Annotated in this window: 20 protein-coding genes; 12 read left to right on the top strand and 8 right to left on the bottom strand. The window is 73.1% G+C overall.

The window, feature by feature from the left end; translation table 11 throughout:
• Window positions 1-409: 409 nt before the first annotated feature.
• Complete coding sequence (locus JD78_RS22500) at window positions 410-1,816, top strand: lytic murein transglycosylase (RefSeq protein WP_166520961.1); 1,407 nt, start codon at window positions 410-412, stop codon at window positions 1,814-1,816.
• A 52-nt stretch (window positions 1,817-1,868) separates the two neighbouring features.
• Window positions 1,869-2,897, top strand: coding sequence for an ion channel (locus tag JD78_RS03485; RefSeq protein WP_153357399.1), 1,029 nt, complete (start codon window positions 1,869-1,871; stop codon window positions 2,895-2,897).
• Here JD78_RS03485 and JD78_RS03490 read toward each other — a convergent pair.
• The 5 genes from JD78_RS03490 to JD78_RS03510 all read right to left on the bottom strand — a co-directional run bounded on the left by JD78_RS03490 (window position 2,887) and on the right by JD78_RS03510 (window position 6,498).
• On the bottom strand, window positions 2,887-3,372 hold the full coding sequence (locus JD78_RS03490) for a GAF domain-containing protein (RefSeq protein ID WP_153357397.1): 486 nt from the start codon (window positions 3,370-3,372) through the stop codon (window positions 2,887-2,889). The two genes, JD78_RS03485 and JD78_RS03490, sit on opposite strands and share 11 nt — an antisense overlap.
• 99 nt (window positions 3,373-3,471) lie before the next feature.
• A complete protein-coding gene (locus tag JD78_RS03495; RefSeq protein WP_153357394.1) occupies window positions 3,472-3,972 on the bottom strand; it encodes a DUF2505 domain-containing protein in 501 nt (166 codons plus the stop codon).
• Between the two features lie 54 nt (window positions 3,973-4,026).
• On the bottom strand, window positions 4,027-4,320 hold the full coding sequence (locus JD78_RS03500; RefSeq protein ID WP_153357391.1) for a hypothetical protein: 294 nt from the start codon (window positions 4,318-4,320) through the stop codon (window positions 4,027-4,029).
• Between the two features lie 55 nt (window positions 4,321-4,375).
• Window positions 4,376-4,768 (bottom strand): hypothetical protein, encoded by a 393-nt coding sequence (locus JD78_RS03505; RefSeq protein WP_153357388.1) that lies wholly within the window; start codon window positions 4,766-4,768, stop codon window positions 4,376-4,378.
• Window positions 4,765-6,498 (bottom strand): carbon starvation CstA family protein, encoded by a 1,734-nt coding sequence (locus JD78_RS03510; protein ID WP_166520962.1) that lies wholly within the window; start codon window positions 6,496-6,498, stop codon window positions 4,765-4,767. The genes JD78_RS03505 and JD78_RS03510 overlap by 4 nt, the downstream gene beginning before the upstream one ends.
• 89 nt (window positions 6,499-6,587) lie before the next feature.
• On the opposite strand from JD78_RS03510, the gene JD78_RS03515 reads away from it, so the two are divergent.
• On the top strand, window positions 6,588-7,337 hold the full coding sequence (locus tag JD78_RS03515; protein WP_166520963.1) for a pyridoxamine 5'-phosphate oxidase family protein: 750 nt from the start codon (window positions 6,588-6,590) through the stop codon (window positions 7,335-7,337).
• A 5-nt stretch (window positions 7,338-7,342) separates the two neighbouring features.
• Here JD78_RS03515 and JD78_RS03520 read toward each other — a convergent pair whose 3' ends face one another.
• Window positions 7,343-7,852: a MarR family winged helix-turn-helix transcriptional regulator gene (locus tag JD78_RS03520; RefSeq protein WP_153357383.1), complete on the bottom strand. Its 510-nt coding sequence runs from the start codon at window positions 7,850-7,852 to the stop codon at window positions 7,343-7,345.
• Window positions 7,853-7,981: 129 nt separating this feature from the next.
• Window positions 7,982-9,481 carry an aldehyde dehydrogenase family protein gene (locus tag JD78_RS03525; protein ID WP_153357380.1) on the bottom strand — a complete coding sequence of 500 codons (1,500 nt, stop codon included), beginning with the start codon at window positions 9,479-9,481 and terminating at the stop codon, window positions 7,982-7,984.
• 290 nt (window positions 9,482-9,771) lie between these two features.
• On the opposite strand from JD78_RS03525, the gene JD78_RS03530 reads away from it, so the two are divergent.
• The 9 genes from JD78_RS03530 to JD78_RS03570 all read left to right on the top strand — a co-directional run bounded on the left by JD78_RS03530 (window position 9,772) and on the right by JD78_RS03570 (window position 18,533).
• Complete coding sequence (locus tag JD78_RS03530) at window positions 9,772-10,650, top strand: transketolase (RefSeq protein ID WP_153357378.1); 879 nt, start codon at window positions 9,772-9,774, stop codon at window positions 10,648-10,650.
• Window positions 10,650-11,615, top strand: coding sequence for a transketolase family protein (locus tag JD78_RS03535; protein WP_153357375.1), 966 nt, complete (start codon window positions 10,650-10,652; stop codon window positions 11,613-11,615). The genes JD78_RS03530 and JD78_RS03535 overlap by 1 nt, the downstream gene beginning before the upstream one ends.
• Window positions 11,616-11,654: 39 nt before the next feature.
• Window positions 11,655-12,749 carry a zinc-dependent alcohol dehydrogenase gene (locus JD78_RS03540; RefSeq protein ID WP_166520964.1) on the top strand — a complete coding sequence of 365 codons (1,095 nt, stop codon included), beginning with the start codon at window positions 11,655-11,657 and terminating at the stop codon, window positions 12,747-12,749.
• Window positions 12,746-14,263 carry a sugar ABC transporter ATP-binding protein gene (locus JD78_RS03545; protein WP_153357372.1) on the top strand — a complete coding sequence of 506 codons (1,518 nt, stop codon included), beginning with the start codon at window positions 12,746-12,748 and terminating at the stop codon, window positions 14,261-14,263. Before JD78_RS03540 ends, JD78_RS03545 begins: the two co-directional genes overlap by 4 nt.
• Window positions 14,263-15,279 carry an ABC transporter permease gene (locus tag JD78_RS03550; RefSeq protein WP_228394947.1) on the top strand — a complete coding sequence of 339 codons (1,017 nt, stop codon included), beginning with the start codon at window positions 14,263-14,265 and terminating at the stop codon, window positions 15,277-15,279. The genes JD78_RS03545 and JD78_RS03550 overlap by 1 nt, the downstream gene beginning before the upstream one ends.
• Before the next feature lie 104 nt (window positions 15,280-15,383).
• Window positions 15,384-16,373 (top strand): sugar ABC transporter substrate-binding protein, encoded by a 990-nt coding sequence (locus JD78_RS03555; protein WP_153357369.1) that lies wholly within the window; start codon window positions 15,384-15,386, stop codon window positions 16,371-16,373.
• A gap of 85 nt (window positions 16,374-16,458) precedes the next feature.
• Entirely contained in the window at window positions 16,459-17,256 is a 798-nt protein-coding gene (locus JD78_RS03560) for an SDR family NAD(P)-dependent oxidoreductase (RefSeq protein WP_153357366.1), read from the top strand.
• Between the two features lie 9 nt (window positions 17,257-17,265).
• Entirely contained in the window at window positions 17,266-18,120 is an 855-nt protein-coding gene (locus JD78_RS03565; RefSeq protein WP_153357363.1) for a sugar phosphate isomerase/epimerase family protein, read from the top strand.
• A gap of 47 nt (window positions 18,121-18,167) precedes the next feature.
• Window positions 18,168-18,533: a hypothetical protein gene (locus tag JD78_RS03570; protein ID WP_153357360.1), complete on the top strand. Its 366-nt coding sequence runs from the start codon at window positions 18,168-18,170 to the stop codon at window positions 18,531-18,533.
• Here JD78_RS03570 and JD78_RS03575 read toward each other — a convergent pair.
• Window positions 18,511-18,891 (bottom strand): hypothetical protein, encoded by a 381-nt coding sequence (locus tag JD78_RS03575; protein WP_153357358.1) that lies wholly within the window; start codon window positions 18,889-18,891, stop codon window positions 18,511-18,513. The two genes, JD78_RS03570 and JD78_RS03575, sit on opposite strands and share 23 nt — an antisense overlap.
• Window positions 18,892-18,993: the final 102 nt, after the last annotated feature.

The raw sequence follows: 18,993 nt of genomic DNA on the forward strand, positions 1-18,993 counted from the left end.
GGCACCCCTTCACTGAGGCCCGGAACGCGGGCTCGGCACCGGTGGTGCCGGGGCCGCGTCGGGGGCTCCGGGGCGGCGACACGATCCCGGGCTGCCTCAGACCGTTGGGGGACGGATGAGCAGGTGGCGGGGGCGGACGGCGGTCGGGTACCGCGGGGCTCCGTCGGGGACGCTCGGGCGCCGCGTGGGTGTCGTGGTCACCGCGGGGATGACCGTCGCGGCGCTGGCGAGCGCATCGGGCGCCGAGGTCGTGCCGGCGGCAGCGTCGGCTCCGGTCGTGGAACGGCCCGCGCCCCGCACGGAGCGTTCGGCAGCGCCTCCGGCGGCCGCGAGCGAGGACGCACCCGCCCCACCCGTCGCCGGTGAGCCAGCGGTCCTGGCGGACACCGCGCGACCGCCGGAGCCGCCCGTGGCCGGGCCGGTGCAGAGCTCACCGCTGGCCGCCGGCGGGATCCCGGCGGCGGCGCTCGGCGCCTACACCCGGGCCGCGCAGGCAGCGCCCCCGTCGTGCGGCATCCGCTGGGAGCTGCTCGCGGGGATCGGCCTGGTCGAGTCGAACCACGGCCGGTTCGCCGGCGCGGTGCTGCAGCCCGACGGCACCTCGAGCCCGCGGATCGTGGGCATACCGCTCACCGGGTCCGGAGCGACGGCGGAGATCCGGGACACCGACCAGGGCCGGCTGGACGGCGACGCCAGCTACGACCGGGCGGTCGGCCCGATGCAGTTCATCCCCTCCACCTGGGCGCGCTACGCGGCCGACGGCGACGGTGACGGCCGCACCGACCCGTTCGACCTCGACGACGCGGCCGCTGCTGCCGCGCGCTACCTCTGCGCCGCCGGGGGCGACCTGTCGAACCTCGCCGGGCAGGCCCGCGCGGTGTACGCCTACAACCACTCCACCGAGTACGTGACCTCCGTGCTGCTGCTCGCCGCGAGCTACGCGGGGACGCCGGTGACGCCGACCGCCCCAGCGCCGGCCGTACGGGTGCCCGCGCCGGAGCCGGTGCCCGCGCCGTTGCCGGTGCCCGCGCCGGCCGGTCCGCCGCCACCGCCGCCGGTGCTCCTCGCCGCCGAGCCGGCAGCGCCTGTCGAGCCGACCCCGCCGACCCCGCCGACCCCGCCGACCCCGCCGACCCCGCCGGTCGAGCCTGAGGTGCCGGTCGAGCCTGAGGTGCCGGTCGAACCCGAGGTGCCGGCTGAGCCGCCGCCCAGCCCGAGTCCGGAACCCACCCCAACGCCGAGCCCGGAGCCGACGCCGAGCCCGGAGCCGACGCCGAGCCCGGAGCCGACGCCGAGCCCGGAGCCGACGCCGAGCCCGGAGCCGACGCCGAGCCCGGAGCCCACGCCGAGCCCGGAGCCCACGCCGAGCCCGGAGCCGACGCCGCCCACGCCGAGCCCCGGCCCGGAGCCGACGCCGCCCACGCCGGCCCCGGAGCCCACCCCGCCGCCGCCCGCGACCTGTGACCCCGAGCCGTGGACCGTCGACGTCCGCGATGCCTCCGCCGACCCCGCCACCGCGGAGGCGGTCGTCGCGGAGCTGCGGCAGGACGGCGCCGTCGTCGGCACCGTGAGCGTCGCCGACGGCCCGGCGCCGGAGACCGCCGTCGAGTTCCCGGCCGGCCGGGAGGACGAGGCCGGCGTCCTGGCCGAGGCGCTGGGCCTCGCGGCGGCAGAGCGCGAGACCGGCGCCGTGCGCGAGGCGGACGTCCCCCAGCTGACCGTCGTCCTCGGCGCCGACGCGGGTGAGCTGCACGCCTTCCTCGGCGGGCTGACCGGCCTCCCGGTCAGGCCGTGCGAGGTGCCGGCCGAGGACTGACCGGAGGGCGAGGCGCTAGGTTGCCGGGAACGCCCGACCCGGCAGGAGGCCCGTGTTCACGTTGTTCTCGCGGCTGACCCGTGTGGTGAGCAGCCGGCTGCACGGCTGGCGGCTGCCGCTGGTCGTCATCGTGGTCGTCTTCCTGACCAGCTGGCTGGCGATGGCGCTGGTCGAGCCGCCGGACAGCGAGATCGCCTCGCCGGGCAACTACTGGTGGTACTTCGTCGTCACCGCCGCGACGGTGGGCTACGGCGACCTGTTCCCGGTCTCCGACGGCGGGCACGTCGTCGGGGCCTACGTCATCGTCGGCGGCATCGTCACGCTGACACTGCTGTTCACGCGGCTGGCCGACTACCTGTCGACGGTCCGCGGCAAGCGTCTGAGGGGCGTCGTGGTACTGGACCTGACCGACCATGTCGTCGTCCTGGGGTACACCCCGGGGCGCACGGAGCGGATCCTCGCCGAGCTGGCGAACGAGGGCGCCGGCGAGATCGTGCTCTGCGCCTGGGAGGACGTCCACGAGCACCCGGTGCCCGAGCAGGACGACGTCTCCTTCGTCCGCGGCGACCTGACCCACACCGACGTGATGAGCCGGGCCTGCGTCCCCCGGGCCCGGACGGTGATCGTCGACGGGCGCGACGACAACGAGACGCTGGCCATCGCGCTGGCCGCCGACCACGCCAACCACGGGGCGCACATGGTGGCCGCCCTGCGTGACCTGGGCCGGCGGGAGAACCTGCGCTACGTCGACCCGCGGATCGCCTGCGTGCAGTGGCACATGCCCTACCTGCTCACCGAGGAGGCGCTGGACCCGGGCATCACCGACGTCTACACCGACGTCATGAGCCACGGCGGGCACGGCAACACCTACTCGGTGCGGCTGCCGGCCGGCCACCGGTTCGCCGCCTTCGGCGACTGCCAGACGCACCTGGGCCGGGAGTTCGGCGCGACCGTGCTGGCGGTGCGCGACGGGGGCGAGCTGGCGGTCAGCCCGCCGTGGGACACCCCGGTGCCGGAGGGGACGACGCTCTACTACATCGGCCGACGGCGGATCGAGGCGCGGGAACTGCTCAGCCGCTGACCGGCGGCCCGGAGGAGTCGGGGGGCAGCAGCGTGCTGAGCAGCCGGGCGGTGTGCTCCACCGTCGGCAGGAACCGGGCCATGCTGCGCGGCTGGGCCCGCGCGGAGAAGCCGCACAGCGTGCCGAACAGCTCGCCGGAACGCGTCACCAGCGGCACCCCGACGTAGGCGGCGATCCGCTCCGGGTGGCCGGCCAGCAGCTGGGAGTACACCGGGACGGCGGCGGTGACGGTCGCGACCCGGGGCCCGGTGCCGCTGACCATCTGGCGGCAGAAGGTCTGCTCCCAGGGGAACGCGGTGCCGGCGGGCACCGCCTCGCGGGGATGGGCGTGCAGCACCACCTGCTCGGCACCGGTGACCTCGGTGAGCATCCAGACGTCGAGGCCGATGGTGCGGTGCAGGTGGGTGAGCGAGGCCTGGACGGCGGCGGCCCAGTCGTCGAACGGCGCGAGGTCGTCGACCACCAGAGGGCGCATGCGGCAACCTGACCGCGTGTCCGGTCGGACGTCAATCCCCCCGACCGTTCGGGATCCGGTACAGCCGGGTCGGCACGCTCCGTCAGCGGGTGGTCTCGCTCAGTTCCGTTCCCCGAACCGCCGGTTCAGCACCTCGTCCTCGCGCCGGAACACGACCCCGATCAGCTCGCGGACGGCGGCCTCGGCCTGCCGGCCGATCAGCGGGGCGTCGACCGTGGCCTCACCGGTCACCGTGGAGCGGCTGCCCGCGGCGTCCGGGACCAGGCGCCGCTCGCCGGTGACCTGCACCGTCCGGCCGAACACCTCGGCCTGCACGTCCAGGTCGCTGCGGTGCCCGCCGGTGCCGTCCGGCGTCCACGCGGTGCGTTCGACCACGGTCACCCGGTCGCCGACGAAGCGGGCGAACACCGGTGGGATGCCGGTGGTCGGCGCGGCCAACCGCACCTCGGTGCGGGGCCGGTCGCCGTCCGTGCGCACGGTGAGCTCCTGGACGTCGGCGCCGAGCGCGGCCGCCCGTTCCCGGAGGAAGGCCTCGTCGGTCAGCGCCGCGAGCAGTGCGTCGGGGGACACGGGGTAGGTGGCGTCCTGGGTGATCGGCACGCCGTCATCCTGCCGCCGGCGCGCCCGGGCCGCTCCGTGGCCCGGGCGTCGGGCTCAGTCGTCCCGGCCGACGATCCTCAGGTGCGGCCTGGTGCGCGCACCGGTGGGGGCGGTGGTCGGCAGGCCCGCGGCGCGGCGCACCCGGTGCTCGGGCACCCCGAGTGACCGGGCCAGCGCCCGGGCGACCCGGTCGTTGACGTAGATCGACGTGGTGCCGGCGACCAGGCCGCGGATCGCCTCCTTGGAGAGCGTGCCCTCGGTGCGCTTCGCCGCCTCGTCGGCCGTGAGGCCCAGCTCGAACAGCCGGCGCCAGATGAGCCGCTGCAGCCGCAGCCGGGTCGTGGTCACCAGCGCCTCGATAGCCCCTGGCGGGGGCCGGGAAACCTGGTGCGCCGGGAGGGGGTCAGGGCAGGCCGAGCTCCGCCCGGGTGGCGGCGAGCGCGGCGTCCGGCGGCGGGAGCCCTCCGGAGGCGAGCACCGAGCCGCCCGCGATCAGCGACTCCAGGGCCAGCCCGGCGCGCACCGAGCGCCGCAGCGCGGCTCCCCGGAGCCCGCGCCGCCGGCCGTCGCCCACCAGCGCGGGCACCAGCCACAGCCAGTTCGACGGGGAGACGACCTCGATCGCGACGTCGTCGGGCAGCCCGGTGCGCAGCGCGCGGTAGACCGCGCCGACCGGGTCGTCCGGCGTCCGGTGGTGGTGCTGACCACCGGCGTCGAAGGGGCGCACGTCCCCGCTGCAGCACCCGCCTCCGCCCGGGCCGCGCGCGCCCCGGACCAGCACGACGCGGCGGCTCACCGCGGCTCGTCCCGCGCCACCGCCGGTCGCTCCCCGGCGTCCGTCGTCGTCCGGTCGCGGAAGGCGCCGCGCAGCGCCAGGGCGGCCTCGACGATCAGCCACAGCGCGAGCAGGAAGATGACGGCGTCCAGCGGGGCCAGCACCCACTGGTCGTCGCGGACGAAGTTGCGCAGGTTGACCAGCAGCGCCCACGAGGTCATGGCCAGCAGGAACACCAGCGGGATGAGCACCACGACCGGGCTGCGGCCGCGGCGGGTGACCCAGACGGCGATGACGGCGAGCGCGAGGCCGGCGGTGAGCTGGTTGGTGGTGCCGAACAGCTGCCACAGCACGCCGAAGGTGTAGCCGGCCTCCCCGCCGCCGGGCAGCAGCGCCATCGCCAGCGGGATCACCACGGCGATGGTGGTGGCGAGGCTGAGGTTGCGGGCCAGCACCCGGATGCCGGTGAGCTCACCGATCTCCTGCACGACGTACCGCTGCAGCCGGACGCCGGTGTCCATCGTGGTGGCGGCGAAGCTGATCACCACCACTGCGGCGAAGATCGTGGCGATGTCCAGCGGGATGCCGATGTTGTTGGCGAAGACCGCGACCCCGTCGACGAAGTTCCCGGTGGCGCCGCCCGATGCGGTGGCGAAGTCGGGGTAGAGCGCCTGCCACTCGGCCTGCGAGGCGGCCACGCCGGCGGTGGCGGCGAGCACCGCACCCGTGGCCAGCGAACCCTCACCGACCGCCCCCATGTACCCGACGTAGCGGGCGTCGGTCTCCCGGTCCAGCTGCTTGGACGTCGTCCCCGAGGCGACGAGGGAGTGGAAGCCGGAGATGGCGCCGCAGGCGATGGTGATGAACAGGAACGGGAAGAAGCTCGGCGACCCCTCGGGGACGTCGTTGACCAGCGGTGCCTGGATGGTGTTCAGGCCGATGATCACGCCGAGGGAGATGACGCCCAGGGCGATGAAGAGCTGGTGGCTGTTGATGTAGTCCCGCGGCTGGAGCAGCACCCACACCGGGATGCGCGAGGCCACCCACGTGTAGACGAACAGCAGGATGACCCACAGGTTGCGGGTCTGCTCGAAGCCGAGGGTCTCGGCGAGGCCGTCGAGGGAGACCGGGACGGCGTTGCCGACGAGGATCAGCGCGTAGAGCAGCAGCACCCCGACGATCGAGGGGATGAGGGCGGAGGACCGGGTCTTGTAGATGTACTGGCCGATGAGCATGGCCACCGGGATCTCCACCACGATCGGGATGACCGCGCCGGGGTTGTTCACGAACAGGTTGCCGATGACCACGGCGAAGACGGCGTTCACCAGGGTCAGCAGGAAGAAGATGATCGCCAGGAACAGGCCCCGGGCCCGGCCGTTGACGACCTCGCCGGCGAGGGTGCCGATGCTGCGGGCCTTGTGCCGCACCGAGACGACCAGCGAGCCGAAGTCGTGCACGCCGGCGGCGAAGATCGTGCCCAGCACGATCCAGGTGAGCGCCGGGCCCCAGCCCCAGAACACGGCGATCGCCGGGCCCACGATGGGGGCGGCGCCGGCGACGGAGGTGAAGTGGTGGCCGAAGAGGACGTGCTTGTTCGTCGGCACGAAGTCGTTGCCGTCGTTGAACTCGTGCGCCGGCGTGACGAACGCCGGGTCGAGCACGTAGACCTTCCGGGCCAGGTAGCTGGAGTAGTACCGGTACCCGAGGAAGAACAGCACCCCGACCACGGCGGCCACGACGACTGCGGGCACGGCGACCTCCAGCGCAGGGCGGCCCGAGCGGCCGCAGGCACGGAGAGTAGACAGCGGATGTGACAGCGGACACAAATCCGACGCGAGCGGTGCGGGCCGCCGGGCTGGCCGAGCTGGTCTGGCGGCGCGACGGCGGTCCACCCGGGGCTCTCGGCGTCGTCCCGCTGCTGCTCGGCGAGCGCCCCGCGGTGGCCCTGCCGTGGGCGCAGGCGGCCACCGCCCGCAGCGCGGCCGGGGCGGACGCCGTCGCGCTCGTGCTCTCCGACCCCCGGCTCACCGGGTCCGGCTGGGAGCCGCTGGTGCTGAGCGGCCGGCCGACCCTGCTGGAGGACGGCGACGGTGCGCTGTTCACCGGGGAGCTGCTGGCCCAGGAGCTGCGCAAGCACCCGCCCTCGCGCGCGCTGGCCGACTCGGCGATGCTCCGCCGGGAGCACTGGTGGTACCTGCCGCGGCTGGTGCTGGTCCTCGACGACGTCCGGATCACCCCGACCCGGCGCCGCGACGGGCCGGCGGACGTCGTCCTCGCGGTCGACGACGGCGGCCTGCACGTGGGCACGGCGCGGGTGGGGGAGTGGGGTGCCGACCCGCTGGTGCTCGAGGGCGCGCCGGACGTGTCCGGCCCGGCGACCCTGGTCGGACAGGAGGTCTCGGTGCCCGACGCCGAGCGGTGGACGGTGCACGAGACGACCGGGTGGCTGGCCGGTGGACAGCTGTCCGGCGTCGTGCCTGCGGCGACCCGCGAGCTGGAGCCGACCCCGGGCCTGCTGGCCCGGGTCCGCCGGCAGCGGGCGCTGCACCGGGCGTGCGTGGCGGAGCTGCGGGCAGCCGGCCGCGCCTGACCGGATCAGTCCCGGCGGGCGGTGCGCTCCTCCAGGGCCTCCTCGGCCTGCAGGTCGCGGACGTGCCCGAGCAGGCGGCGCAGCAGGTGGTTGAGCTGGGCGACGTCGTCCTCGGAGAGGTCGGCCAGGATGATCTCCTGGCCGCGCAGCGAGATCGGCAGCATGGCGTCGTGCATCTGGGCGCCGGCCGTGGTCAGGAACAGCTGCCGGGACCGGCCGGTGTCCTCCACCTGCACGATCAGCCGGCGGTCGGTCAGCACCCCGACGCTCTTGGAGATGATCGCCTTGTTCATCGCCACGAACTCGGAGATCTCACTCGCCGTCGCACCGGGACGGATGGCGAGGGCGGAGATGACGCGCCAGTCGTTGGTGCCCAGGCCGAAGCGGGTGCGCAGGGCGCGCGACTCGCGCCAGACCAGGGTGTTGGACAGCAGGGAGATCAGGCGGGGGGTGAAGTTGTCGCTGTCGATCACGGTCGGCATCGGGTCGGAGACGGCATCCGGCGGCAGCTCCATCGTTCGCGTTTCCTCATCGGGGTGGCACGGCGCGCGGCCCCATCCCTCATGAGATGCGACTTCTGCCTGTCCGGAAAAGCCTAGTCACGGCACGGTGCCGGGGCGCGCTGTGCGCCCCGGCACCGCGGGTCAGTGCGCGGCCCCGGCCTGCTGCGTCTCGTTGGCCGCGTGGGCGATCGAGCGGGTGTCCTGGAACGCCCGGACCCCCTCGATGCCCTGCTCGCGGCCCATGCCCGAGGCCTTCATGCCGCCGAAGGGGGCCCGCAGGTCCAGCCGCGCCGCGCCGTGGTCGTTGACCCAGACGTAGCCGCACTCCAGCTGGGAGCCCAGCCGGTCGGCCGCGTCGTCGTCGGCGGTCCACACCGAGGCGCACAGCCCGGCCCAGGTGTCGTTCGCCTGGCGCACGGCCTCGGCGTCGTCGTCGAAGGGGATGACCGGGATGACCGGGCCGAACTGCTCCTGGGTGACCACCCGCAGCGAGGGGTCGGGGTCCACGACGACGGCCGGGCGGAGGAAGTTGCCCTCGGCGAACTCGCCGCCCGGCAGCTCGCCGAACTCCAGCACCGTCGCCCCGGCGGCCTTGGCCTCCTCGATGATCTCGGCGACGAAGGCCTTCTGCGCCGGCTGGTGCAGCGGGCCCATCGTGGTGCCCTCGGCCAGGCCGTGACCGAGCACGACCTTCTCCAGGCGGGCGGTGAGCCCGGCGACGAGCTCGTCCATCCGGGACCGGTGCACGTACAGCCGCTTGGCGTTCATGCAGATCTGGCCCGTGGTGTCGTACACGGCCCCGAACAGCCGGTCCAGGTGGTCGTCGTCGAGGACGGCGTCGGCCCGGATGATCGCCGGGTCGTTGCCGCCAAGCTCCAGGGTGACCCGGGTGAGGCTGCGGGAGGCCATCTCCATGATCCGCTTGCCGCCGTTGACGCTCCCGGTGAAGCAGACCTTGGCGATGTCGGGGTTGTCGATCAGGCCGGCCATCTCGCCGTCCCGGCCGGTGACCACGTTGAGCACGCCCGGTGGCAGCTTCTCCGCCACGCGCTGCACCAGGCGGGTGGTGGCCAGCGGGGTCGAGGGCGGCGGCTTGACGATGGCGGTGTTCCCCGCGAGCAGGGCGTGGGGCAGTGCCGCCGCGAGGATCGCGATCGGCCAGTTGAACGGGACGATCACGGTCACCACGCCGATCGGCTGGTAGGCGACGGTCGTCTGCACCGGGATGCCGGGGGCGGGCGGCAGCACCTTGGTCGCGTCCACCTCCTCGGCGAGGGAGAGGGCGAGCTGCCAGCGGATCTCGAAGACCAGCGCGTCGACCCACGCCTCGTGCACGATCTTGCCGTTCTCCAGGGAGAGCACCCGGGCGTCCTCGTCGCGCTCGTCGGCGATCCCCGCGATGGCCGCGGCCATCCGGGCCGCGCGCTCCGTGGCCGACAGCGCCGACCAGGCCGGGTACGCCGCCTTCGCCGCGGCGACGGCGTCCGCCACGTCCTCCTCGGACGCCGCCGCCGCGTGGCCGACGACGACGCCGGGCCGGGCCGGGTCGACGACGTCGAGCACGTCGCTGGTGCTGCGCTCCTGTCCGCCGATGTAGAGCCCCGTCGTCACCGGAGCCGTCGTGCTGGATGTGACCGTCATGCGGATCTCCACCTCTCTGTGTGTCCGTTGCTGGTCGGGCGCCAGGACCGACGCCCCCGGGCCGGACGTCGGGAGCGCCGGCCCGTCGTGTGTCCCGCACTCCGGCGGGGCGAGCTGTTTACATGTGAACCATAGCTGGTTAGTGTGGCGGCGCACACAGTGTTGACATGTGAACCATCCACTGCAACTGTGACGCAGCTCACATAACAGGGCGCAGCTGGCGCACCCGGCAGTCCGGGCGCAGCCGCCAGCACCCGCACCTGACCGTCATCGACGAGGAGTTCCCGAGGATGAGTGACGACGTTGGCCGGCTGGAGGGTGAGCGACCCTCGGTGCCGGAGCTGGAGGACCTGGCCTTCGAGCTGCGGTCCAAGCTGCTGCACCTGTGCGGCACGTACGAGGGTGCGGTGCACATCGGCGGGGACCTCTCCGCGGCGGACATCTTCACCGCGCTGTTCCACTACGGGCTGCGGGTCGACCCCGACGACATCAGCAACCCCCGGCGGGACCGCTTCCTGCTGAGCAAGGGCCACGCCGCCGTCTGCATGTACATCGCGATGTCCATGCGCGGCTTCTTCTCCTACGACGGGATCGTCGAGACCTACGGGAAGCTCGACAGCGCCTACGGGATGCACCCGTGCAAGGTGCAGCTGCCCGGCGTGGAGGCGTCCACCGGCTCGCTCGGCCACGGCCTCCCGCTCGCGGTCGGCATGGCGCTGTCCGCCCGGCACCGCGGTGAGTCGCACCGGGTGGTCTGCCTGCTCGGCGACGGCGAGACCGGTGAGGGCTCGGTGTGGGAGGCCGCGATGGCCGCCCGCAGCAACCACCTCGGCAACCTGGTCGCCTTCGTCGACCGCAACCGCCAGCTGATGACCAGCCACGCGGAGGAGCGGATCGCCTTCGAGCCCTACCCGGACAAGTGGCGGGCCTTCGGCTGGGACGTCGTGGAGATCGACGGCCACGACATGGCCTCGCTGGTGGCCGCGATCGACGCGCTGCCGGCCACCGACAGCGACCGCCCGACCGTCGTCATCTGCGAGACGGTCAAGGGCAAGGGCGTCGACTTCATGGAGCGCAACCTCGCCTGGCACGCCGGCTCGCTCGGCGCCGCCGACCTCGAGCGGGCGCTGGCCGCCCTCGAGGCATCCCGGGAGAAGGAGTCGGTCTGATGCCGGTCACGTTCACGTTCGGCGAGATGCTGTCGGCCCGGTCGGTGATCGGGTCGACCCTGGCGGAGCTGGGGAAGACCCACGACAACCTCTGGGTGCTGACCCCGGACATCGGCGCGACGCTGGTGGAGTTCCAGGAGACCTTCCCCGACCGCTTCGTCGACGTCGGCCTCGCCGAGCAGGTCTGCGTCGGCATCGCCGCGGGCCTCGCCTACGACGGCAACATCCCGGTCGTCTCCGGGATGCTGCCCTTCCTGAGCATGCGGGCGCTGGAGCAGATCCGCACCGACGTCTGCTACCCGAACCTGCCGGTGAAGATCATCGGTACGCACGGCGGGCTGGTCGGCAACGGGGGCTCCACGCACTACGCCGTCGAGGACCTCGCGCTGATGTGCGCCCTGACCAACATGACGGTCACCTCGATCGGCGACCCGATGATGGTCGGCGAGGTGCTCCGCCAGTCGATGACCATGCCGGGCCCCCTCTACATCCGGCTCGCGGTCGGCAAGAAGGACAAGGTGCTCTACGCCGAGGGCGAGCACGACGTCCGGATCGGCAAGGGCATCGTCGCCCGGGACGGCACCGACGCCACGATCTTCACCCACGGGACCACGGTGGCCCAGGCGCTGCAGGCCGCCGAGGACCTCGCCGTCGACGGCCGGTCGGTGCGGGTGGTCGACATGTTCACCCTCAAGCCGATCGACGCCGACCTCATCGCCCAGTGCGCCGAGGAGACCGGTGGCCGGTTCGTCGTGCTCGAGGACCACCTGGCCTACGGCGGCCTCGCGAGCCGGGTCGCCGACGTCGTCGCCGACCGCGGCATCCGCCTCACCGGGTTCGAGCGGCTCGGCATCCCGCAGGTCTACGCCGGCTTCGGCGACGACGAGGAGCTGCGTGACAAGCACGGTTACGGCCTGGCGGCCACCGTGGCCGCCACCCGCCGCGTGATCGCCGCCAAGCCCTGACCCCCTTCCCCGCTTCATCGGCGCTCAACGGAGAGACGGATGAGAACAGTCGCGGTCACCAAGATCGGCAGCCTGCGCGACCCGGACGAGTCGGCGCGCGGCCGGGTCGGCATCGTCGAGCTGCCCGACCAGCCGCTCGGGCCGGAGGACGTCCGGATCCGCGTCGCCTACGCGGCGATCTGCGGTTCGGACCCGCACCTGGCCGAGGGGTTCTTCGGCACCGACGTGCCGATCGGCCTCGGACACGAGCTGTCCGGCGTCGTGGAGGCGGTGGGGGACGGCGTCCGCACCGGGATCCGGGTGGGCGACCGGGTCGCCGGCAACTTCCTGCGCTTCTGCGGCAGCTGCGGGCCGTGCCGGGACGGGCGCCAGCAGTTCTGCGAGCACATCCAGGACTACAACCGCCCCGGCATGGCCGAGACGGTCACCTGGCACGAGTCGCAGGCGTACCGGCTCCCGGAGTCGGTGAGCCTGCGGCAGGGGTGCCTGCTCGAACCGGTGTCGGTCGCCGTCCGGATCGCCGACAAGACGCGGCTGCGGGTCGGTGACCGGGTCGCGGTCTGCGGCGGTGGCCCGATCGGGCAGCTCGCGCTCCAGGTCATGCGGCTGCACGGCGCCACCTCGCTCACGCTGATCGAGCCGATCGCCGCCCGCCGCGAGATGGCGCTGGCCGCCGGCGCCGAGCACGTCATCGACCCGGTCGGGGAGGACCAGGCGGCCCGCGCGGCCGAGATCACCGGCGGGCGCGGGTACGACGTGGTGATCGACGCGTCCGGTTCGACCCGCGCGGTGCGCGGCCTGCTGGACATCGCGGCCAAGGGCGGCACCGTCGTCTACGGGGCCATGTACCCGCACGACTTCGAGATGCCGCTGAACCTGTCGGACGCCCTGTACCTCAAGGAGCTCACCCTCACCGGCGTCTTCGTCTCGCCCTACGCCTTCCCGCGGGCGGTGCAGCTGCTGCCGCTGCTGGACCTCGACGCGCTGAGCGCCACCTGGTTCCCCTTCGACCAGGCCGTCGAGGCGTTCGCCGCGCACCTGTCCGGCGAGCACCCGAAGGTGCTCATCCGGTGCAACGACCTCGACAGCCACGACCTCGACAGCCACGACCTGGACGAGGGTGGTGCGTCGTGAGCACCGCGTTCGCGGCGGCGGAGTCGACGGCGGCGCTGGAGGCGGTCGGCATCTCCAAGCACTTCGACGGGGTGTTCGCCCTCGACGACGCCCGGTTCTCGGTCCGGCCCGGGGAGATCCACGCGCTGCTGGGCGAGAACGGCGCCGGCAAGTCGACGCTGGTGAAGGTGCTCACCGGGGTGCACGCCCCGGACGGCGGCAGGATCATGCGCGCCGGTGAGCCGATCGAACTCGCCAACGTGCGGGTCGCCAACCGGGCCGGGATCGTCGCGTTGTACCAGGAGCTCTCGATCATCCCCTCGATCAGCGTGGCCGAGAACATCCTGCTCGGTGAGCGGCTCCCCAGCCGCGGCGGCATCGTGCAGTGGTCGGCCCTGCGCCGGCGGGCGAAGGAGCAGCTGGACCGGCTCAACCAGCGGATCCCGCTGCGGCAGCTGGCCGGCGAGCTGTCCCCGGTGCAGCAGACGATGGTCTCCTTCGCCCGGGCGCTGGCCAACGACGCGCGGATCCTGATCCTCGACGAGCCGACCGCCTCGCTGACCGACACCGAGATCACCGAGCTGTTCGCGGTGCTCCGCTCGCTGCGCGACGACGGGGTGGCGATCGTCTACGTGTCGCACCGGCTCGAGGAGGTCTTCGAGCTCTGCGACCGGCTCACGATCATGCGCAACGGCGAGACCGTGCTCACCAAGGACGTGGCCGACTCGACGATCGACGAGGTCATCTCGACGATGGTCGGCCGCTCTCCCGGTGACCTGTTCCCGGAACGCGGGACGGCGACCTCGGAGGTGGCCCTGCGGGTCAGCGGGCTCTCCGGGCGCCGGGTCCAGGACGTCTCGTTCACCGCCCACCGCGGTGAGGTGCTGGGCATCGGTGGCCTCGCCGGGTCCGGGCGCAGCGAGCTGCTGCGCATCCTCGCCGGGGCGCAGAAGCACAAGACCGGGACGATCGCGGTGGGGGACACCCAGCTGCCGCACTCCGCCGGCGTCGCCAAGACCCTGGACGCCGGCATCGCGCTGGTCCCGGAGGAGCGGCGGAGCCAGGGGGTCATCCTCAGCGCGTCCATCCAGGACAACGTGGCGCTGGCCAACATCGGCGCGGTGAGCTCGCTGGGCATGGTGAACGGCGGGCGCATCGCCGACATCACCCGACGCGGCATGTCCGACCTGCAGGTCAAGGCGCGCAGCCCCCACCAGCCGGTCGGTGAACTGTCCGGCGGCAACCAGCAGAAGGTCGTGCTGGCCAAGATGCTGGCCCGCAACCCGGCCGTCCTGCTCATGGACGAGCCGACCCGCGGGATCGACGTCGGCACGAAGGCCGAGATCTACCGGCTCATCCGCCGCCTCGCCGCCCAGGGCACGACCGTGATCGCGGTCAGCTCCGAGCTGCCGGAACTGATCGGCATGAGCGACCGGGTGCTGATCATGCACGAGGGCCACATCGCGGGCGAGGCCCGCTCCGAGGACGCCACCGAGGAACTCCTGCTCGCCCACTGCTACGGGAAGACGGTCTGATGACGACGAGTGAAGACCGCGCCGTGACGGCGCGGGACGACCGCCCGATGGCGGCTCCGGACCTCCCGGCCCAGCCGCGCACGTCCATCGGGAAGACCCTGGTGCAGAGCGGTACGTCCATCGCCCTGCTGGCGCTGATCGTGTTCTTCTTCGCGATGCGCCCGGACGTGTTCCTGACCTTCACCAACGTCCGGAACATCCTCTACCAGATCTCCATCCTGGCGATCATCGCCGGGGCGCAGACCCTGGTGATGGTCGTCGGGGACTTCGACCTCTCGGTCGCCGCCACCTCCAGCCTGGCCGGCGCCGTGGCCGCCTCGCTGATGCTGGACGGGCAGCCGACCCTGGCGGCGATCCTGGTCGCGCTCGCCGTGGGGCTCGCGATCGGCCTGGCCAACGGGGCTCTGGTCGCCTACCTCAACCTCTCCGCCTTCGTGGCCACACTGGCGACGATGACGTCGGTGACGGGGCTGGCCTACCTCGTCACCGAGGGGACGACGCTGTTCAACCTCCCGGCCGGGTTCAACTCACTGGGCCAGGGCCGGGCGCTGAACATCCCCGTGCCGGTGTTCGTCGCCATCGGGCTGGCCGTCCTGCTCTGGGCGTTGCTGCGGTTCACCACGACCGGGCGGAAGTGGTACGCCGTCGGCGGCAACGTCGAGGTGTCCCGGCTCTCGGGCATCAACGTCCAGCGGGGCCGGCTGATGGCCTTCGCCGCCGCGGGGCTGATCGCGGCCGTCGGCGGGGTCCTGCTGGCGGCCCGGCTGGGCAGCGCGAGCGCCGTCCAGGGCAGCGACAACCTGCTGTTCTCGGTGGCCGCGGTGTTCCTGGGGATGACGGTCATCAAGTCCGGCCGGGCGAACATCGTCGGGACGATGGTGGGCGTCGCGATCATCGGGGTGATGAGCAACGGGCTCAACATCCTCGGCGTGAACTCCTACGTCCAGCAGGTGGTCACCGGGCTGATCATCATCGCCGCCGTGACCCTCTCGTCGGTCCGCACCCGGGAGCGGTGACCGGGACTCCTCCCGCCGCTCCGCACTCCCCGCACTCCCCGCACCCGGCCGGCACCCGCCGGCCTCGGTTGGCACACCCGCACGTCCTACAAAGGAGTAAGACCATGCGCAGAATCACCGGACTGGGCGCCAGCGTCGCGGTCCTGACCCTGGTCCTGGCCGGCTGTTCGTCCGGTGACGACGGCGGCGGTGGTGGCGGGGGCGGTGACGACTCGTTCCGGGTGGTCGCCTTCACCTCGGGCAACCAGACCCCGATCGGCGCCTGGTGGGTCAAGGCGGTGGAGGAGAAGGCCGACGAGCTCGGCTGGGACCTGACCATGATCCAGGGCGACTTCGACTTCCAGAAGATGAACCCGCAGGTGGAGAGCGCCATCGGGCAGGGCACCGACGTGGTCCTGGACGGCTACACCGACGTCGCCTCGATCGGGTCGATCGTCACCGCTGCCCGGGACGCCGAGGTGCCCATCTTCGCGATGGACAGCGCGACCGAGGCGACGGACGCGTTCGCGCTCAACATCACCACCGACCAGCAGGGCATCGTCGACGGCACGCTGGGGGCGCTCGAGGAGTCGCTCGGTGGGCTCGAGGGCAAGAACGTGATGGTCATCGGCCACGACCCGCACCCCGGCATCCGGATGCGGGCCGAGCTCGCGATGGAGAGCCTGGAGGAAGCGGGGGCGACCATCGCCGGCGGCGGGGTCCAGAAGGTCGAGTCCCCGGCCACCGGCCGTACCGAGGCGCTGTCCCTGGTCACCGACTACCTGACGGCCAACCCGGACGGCCTGGACGCGGTCTGGGTCGGCTGGGACGACGCGGCGCTGGGCGCGTCGCAGGCCATCGCGGAGGCCGGTTCGCAGGCGAAGGTGACCGGCTCGGACGCCACCAGCGAGGCCATCGCCCAGATCCAGGGCGGCGACACGTTCGTGGCCACCGCCAACCAGCCGTGGCCGGAGGTGCTGGACACGGTGGTCGAGCAGGTGGAGACCTACCGGGAGACCGGTGAGCTGCCGGCGGAGAACTACGAGGCGGTGGACACCACCATCGTCGACGACGAGAACGCCTCGACCATCACGCCCTCGGACAAGTTGGGCTGAGCCCCACCCCGAGCGGTCGGGGGCGGGAGCGTCCGTCCCGTCCCCGACCGCTGTCCACGATCGACGTCAGCGGAAGGCAGTTCCCATGCGTGGAGAAGGCAAGCGTCTCGAGGGCAAGGTCGCCCTGATCACCGGCGGGGCCAGCGGCATCGGCCTCGCGACGGTGCAGAAGTTCGTCCGGGAGGGCGCCAAGGTGCTCGTCGTCGACATCGACGCCGAGCGCGCGGAGAAGGTGGTCGCGGAGATCGAGGCCGACGGCCAGGCCGGGTCCGTCGCGGCGGCGCAGGCCGACGTGTCGGTGTACGCCGACGTCGAGGCCGCCGTGCAGCGCGCGGTCGACGTCTTCGGCAGGCTCGACGTCATCTTCAACAACGCCGGCATCGCCGGGGGCAAGGCGCTGCTCGACCACGACCCGGCTGTCGACTACGCGCCGATGATCCGGGTCGACCAGGACGGCGTCTACCACGGCATCCTCGCCGCCGGCCGCCAGTTCAAGTCGCAGGGCACCGGTGGGGTCATCATCAGCACCTCCTCCATCTACGGGGAGCAGGCGGCCGAACTGGCGTTCAGCTACAGCGCGGCGAAGGCCGCGGTCATCTCCTTCACCCGCTCGGCGGCCTACGAGCTGGCCGAGTACGGCGTACGCGCGGTGGCGATCACGCCCGGGCGGGTGGGCACCCCGATCATCAACCAGTTCAGCGAGGAGCTGCGGACGACGTTCGCATCCGAGCAGCTGCGCAACGCGCTGACCGAGCCCAGCGAGATCGCCGACGTCGTGGCGTTCCTCGCCTCCGACGAGGCGAACGCGATCAACGGCACCGTGGTGCACGTCGACGACGGCTACTCGGTGTTCAAGCAGCGCCTCGACCTGCCGACGTTCTGAGGGGTCGACGTGCCGATCGAGGTCGCCTGCCACCTCAACGTGCTGGTGCCGGACATGGCCGAGCCGGAGCTGGGCCGGGCGCTGCGCACGCTGGCCGACCTGGGCTACACCGCGGTGGTGCTGCCGCCGATCGACCCGGACAGCGCGCCGCTGGGGGAGTGGGCCGCGGTGTTCCGCGACCACGGGCTCACCCCGATCACCATCGCGGGGCAGGCGCCGGGTGCCGACGTCTCCTCCGCCGACCCGGTCGAGCAGGAGCGGGGCGCACAGGCGCTGCGCCGGATGGTCGAGGCCACCGCGGCGCTGGGCGGTGACCAGATGAACGGGGTCTCCTACGGGCTGTTCGGGCGGGCGCCGACCGCGGCGCCGGCCGGGGCGTTCGAACGGGCGGCGGCCCAGCTCGGCGCCGTCGCCGACCACGCGCACGACCAGGGGGTCGCGATGACCTTCGAGGTGCTCAACCGCTACGAGACCGCGCTGATCAACACGGCGGCGCAAGCGCGGGACTTCGTGGCCGCCAGCGGCTCATCGCACCTGCGCGTGCACCTGGACACCTTCCACATGGCGGTCGAGGAGACCGACATGGTGGGTGCGGTGCAGGAGACGGCGCCGGTGCTCGGCTACCTGGAGCTGGGGCAGTCGGGTCGGGGAGCGCTGGCCGGCGGGGTGGTGGACGTCGAGGCGGTGGTGCGGGCGGCGATCGACGCCGGGTACTCCGGCCGGGTCGGGCTGGAGGCGTTCTCCCGCTCGGTGCTGACGGCCGGGGCGAGCGACCTGCTCGCCATCTGGCGGGAGACCTACACCGACGGCGCCGCGCTGGCCGCGGAGGCGATCGAGCTGGTGCGGAAGGCCGAGGCCGGCTGACGGCCCGGTCCCTTGCCCTCCGCGGTGCGCCGGGCCAGGGTGAGCGGGTGCCCACGCTCCGTGCGCCCTACCTCTGGTTCGTCGGGCTCTACGCCGCCGCCCTGCTGGTGGCGCAGCTGCCCGGCGACCCGAGCGGGGACTTCCCGCCGTTCTGGCTGGCCGTCGACCTGCTGCTGACGGTGCTCGCCTGGCGGGGGAGCCGGGCGGCGTGGGCGGTACTGCTGGCGCTGCACCTGTTCTTCCTGGCCAGCTTCTTCCTGCTGGTCTGGCCGATCGGGTGGCAGCTCGCCGCCTTCTACGGCCTGCTGGCGCTGGCCGCGGTGTCGCTGGCTGGGGTGCCGCTGGGCAGCCGCGAGGCCCGGGGTGCGGGTCCGGCGGCCCGACGTGAGGTCATCGCCGGTCGAAGGGCGTGACCTCGTCCGGGGTGGCGGTGAACGGGTTGGCCCATTCCGAGGCGGCGCCGGTGATCGGCTGGGCATCGGTGACGACGGTGAACGGCGTGCCGGGGTAGATCGCCAGCACCCGGGTGGCCGAGGTCAGCGTCTCGGTGTGCTCGAGCACCTCACCGCGGCGCAGCAGCCGTGTGGTCCGGACGCCGCTCAGCTCCTCACCGACCTGCGCGGTCCACCGGGCGTCGTCCTGGTCGAAGGTGATCGCCCGGACCCGCTCGCCGGCCGGGGCGGCGGCGACGCCGGCGAACTCGGCCAGCGCGTCGTACAGCCGTTCGGCCTGCTCGGCGTCGGCGGCGCGGGGGACGAAGAAGGCGACCATGCCCGACAGCCTGCCTGCTCCCACCGACGGTTCCGTTCGCCAGGCGATGGGGCCCCCGCCGGCCACGGGGGTAACCGGCGGAGGCGGAATCGACAGTACATG

The sequence above is a fragment of the Modestobacter roseus genome (genome assembly GCF_007994135.1).
GTDB lineage: Bacteria > Actinomycetota > Actinomycetes > Mycobacteriales > Geodermatophilaceae > Modestobacter > Modestobacter roseus.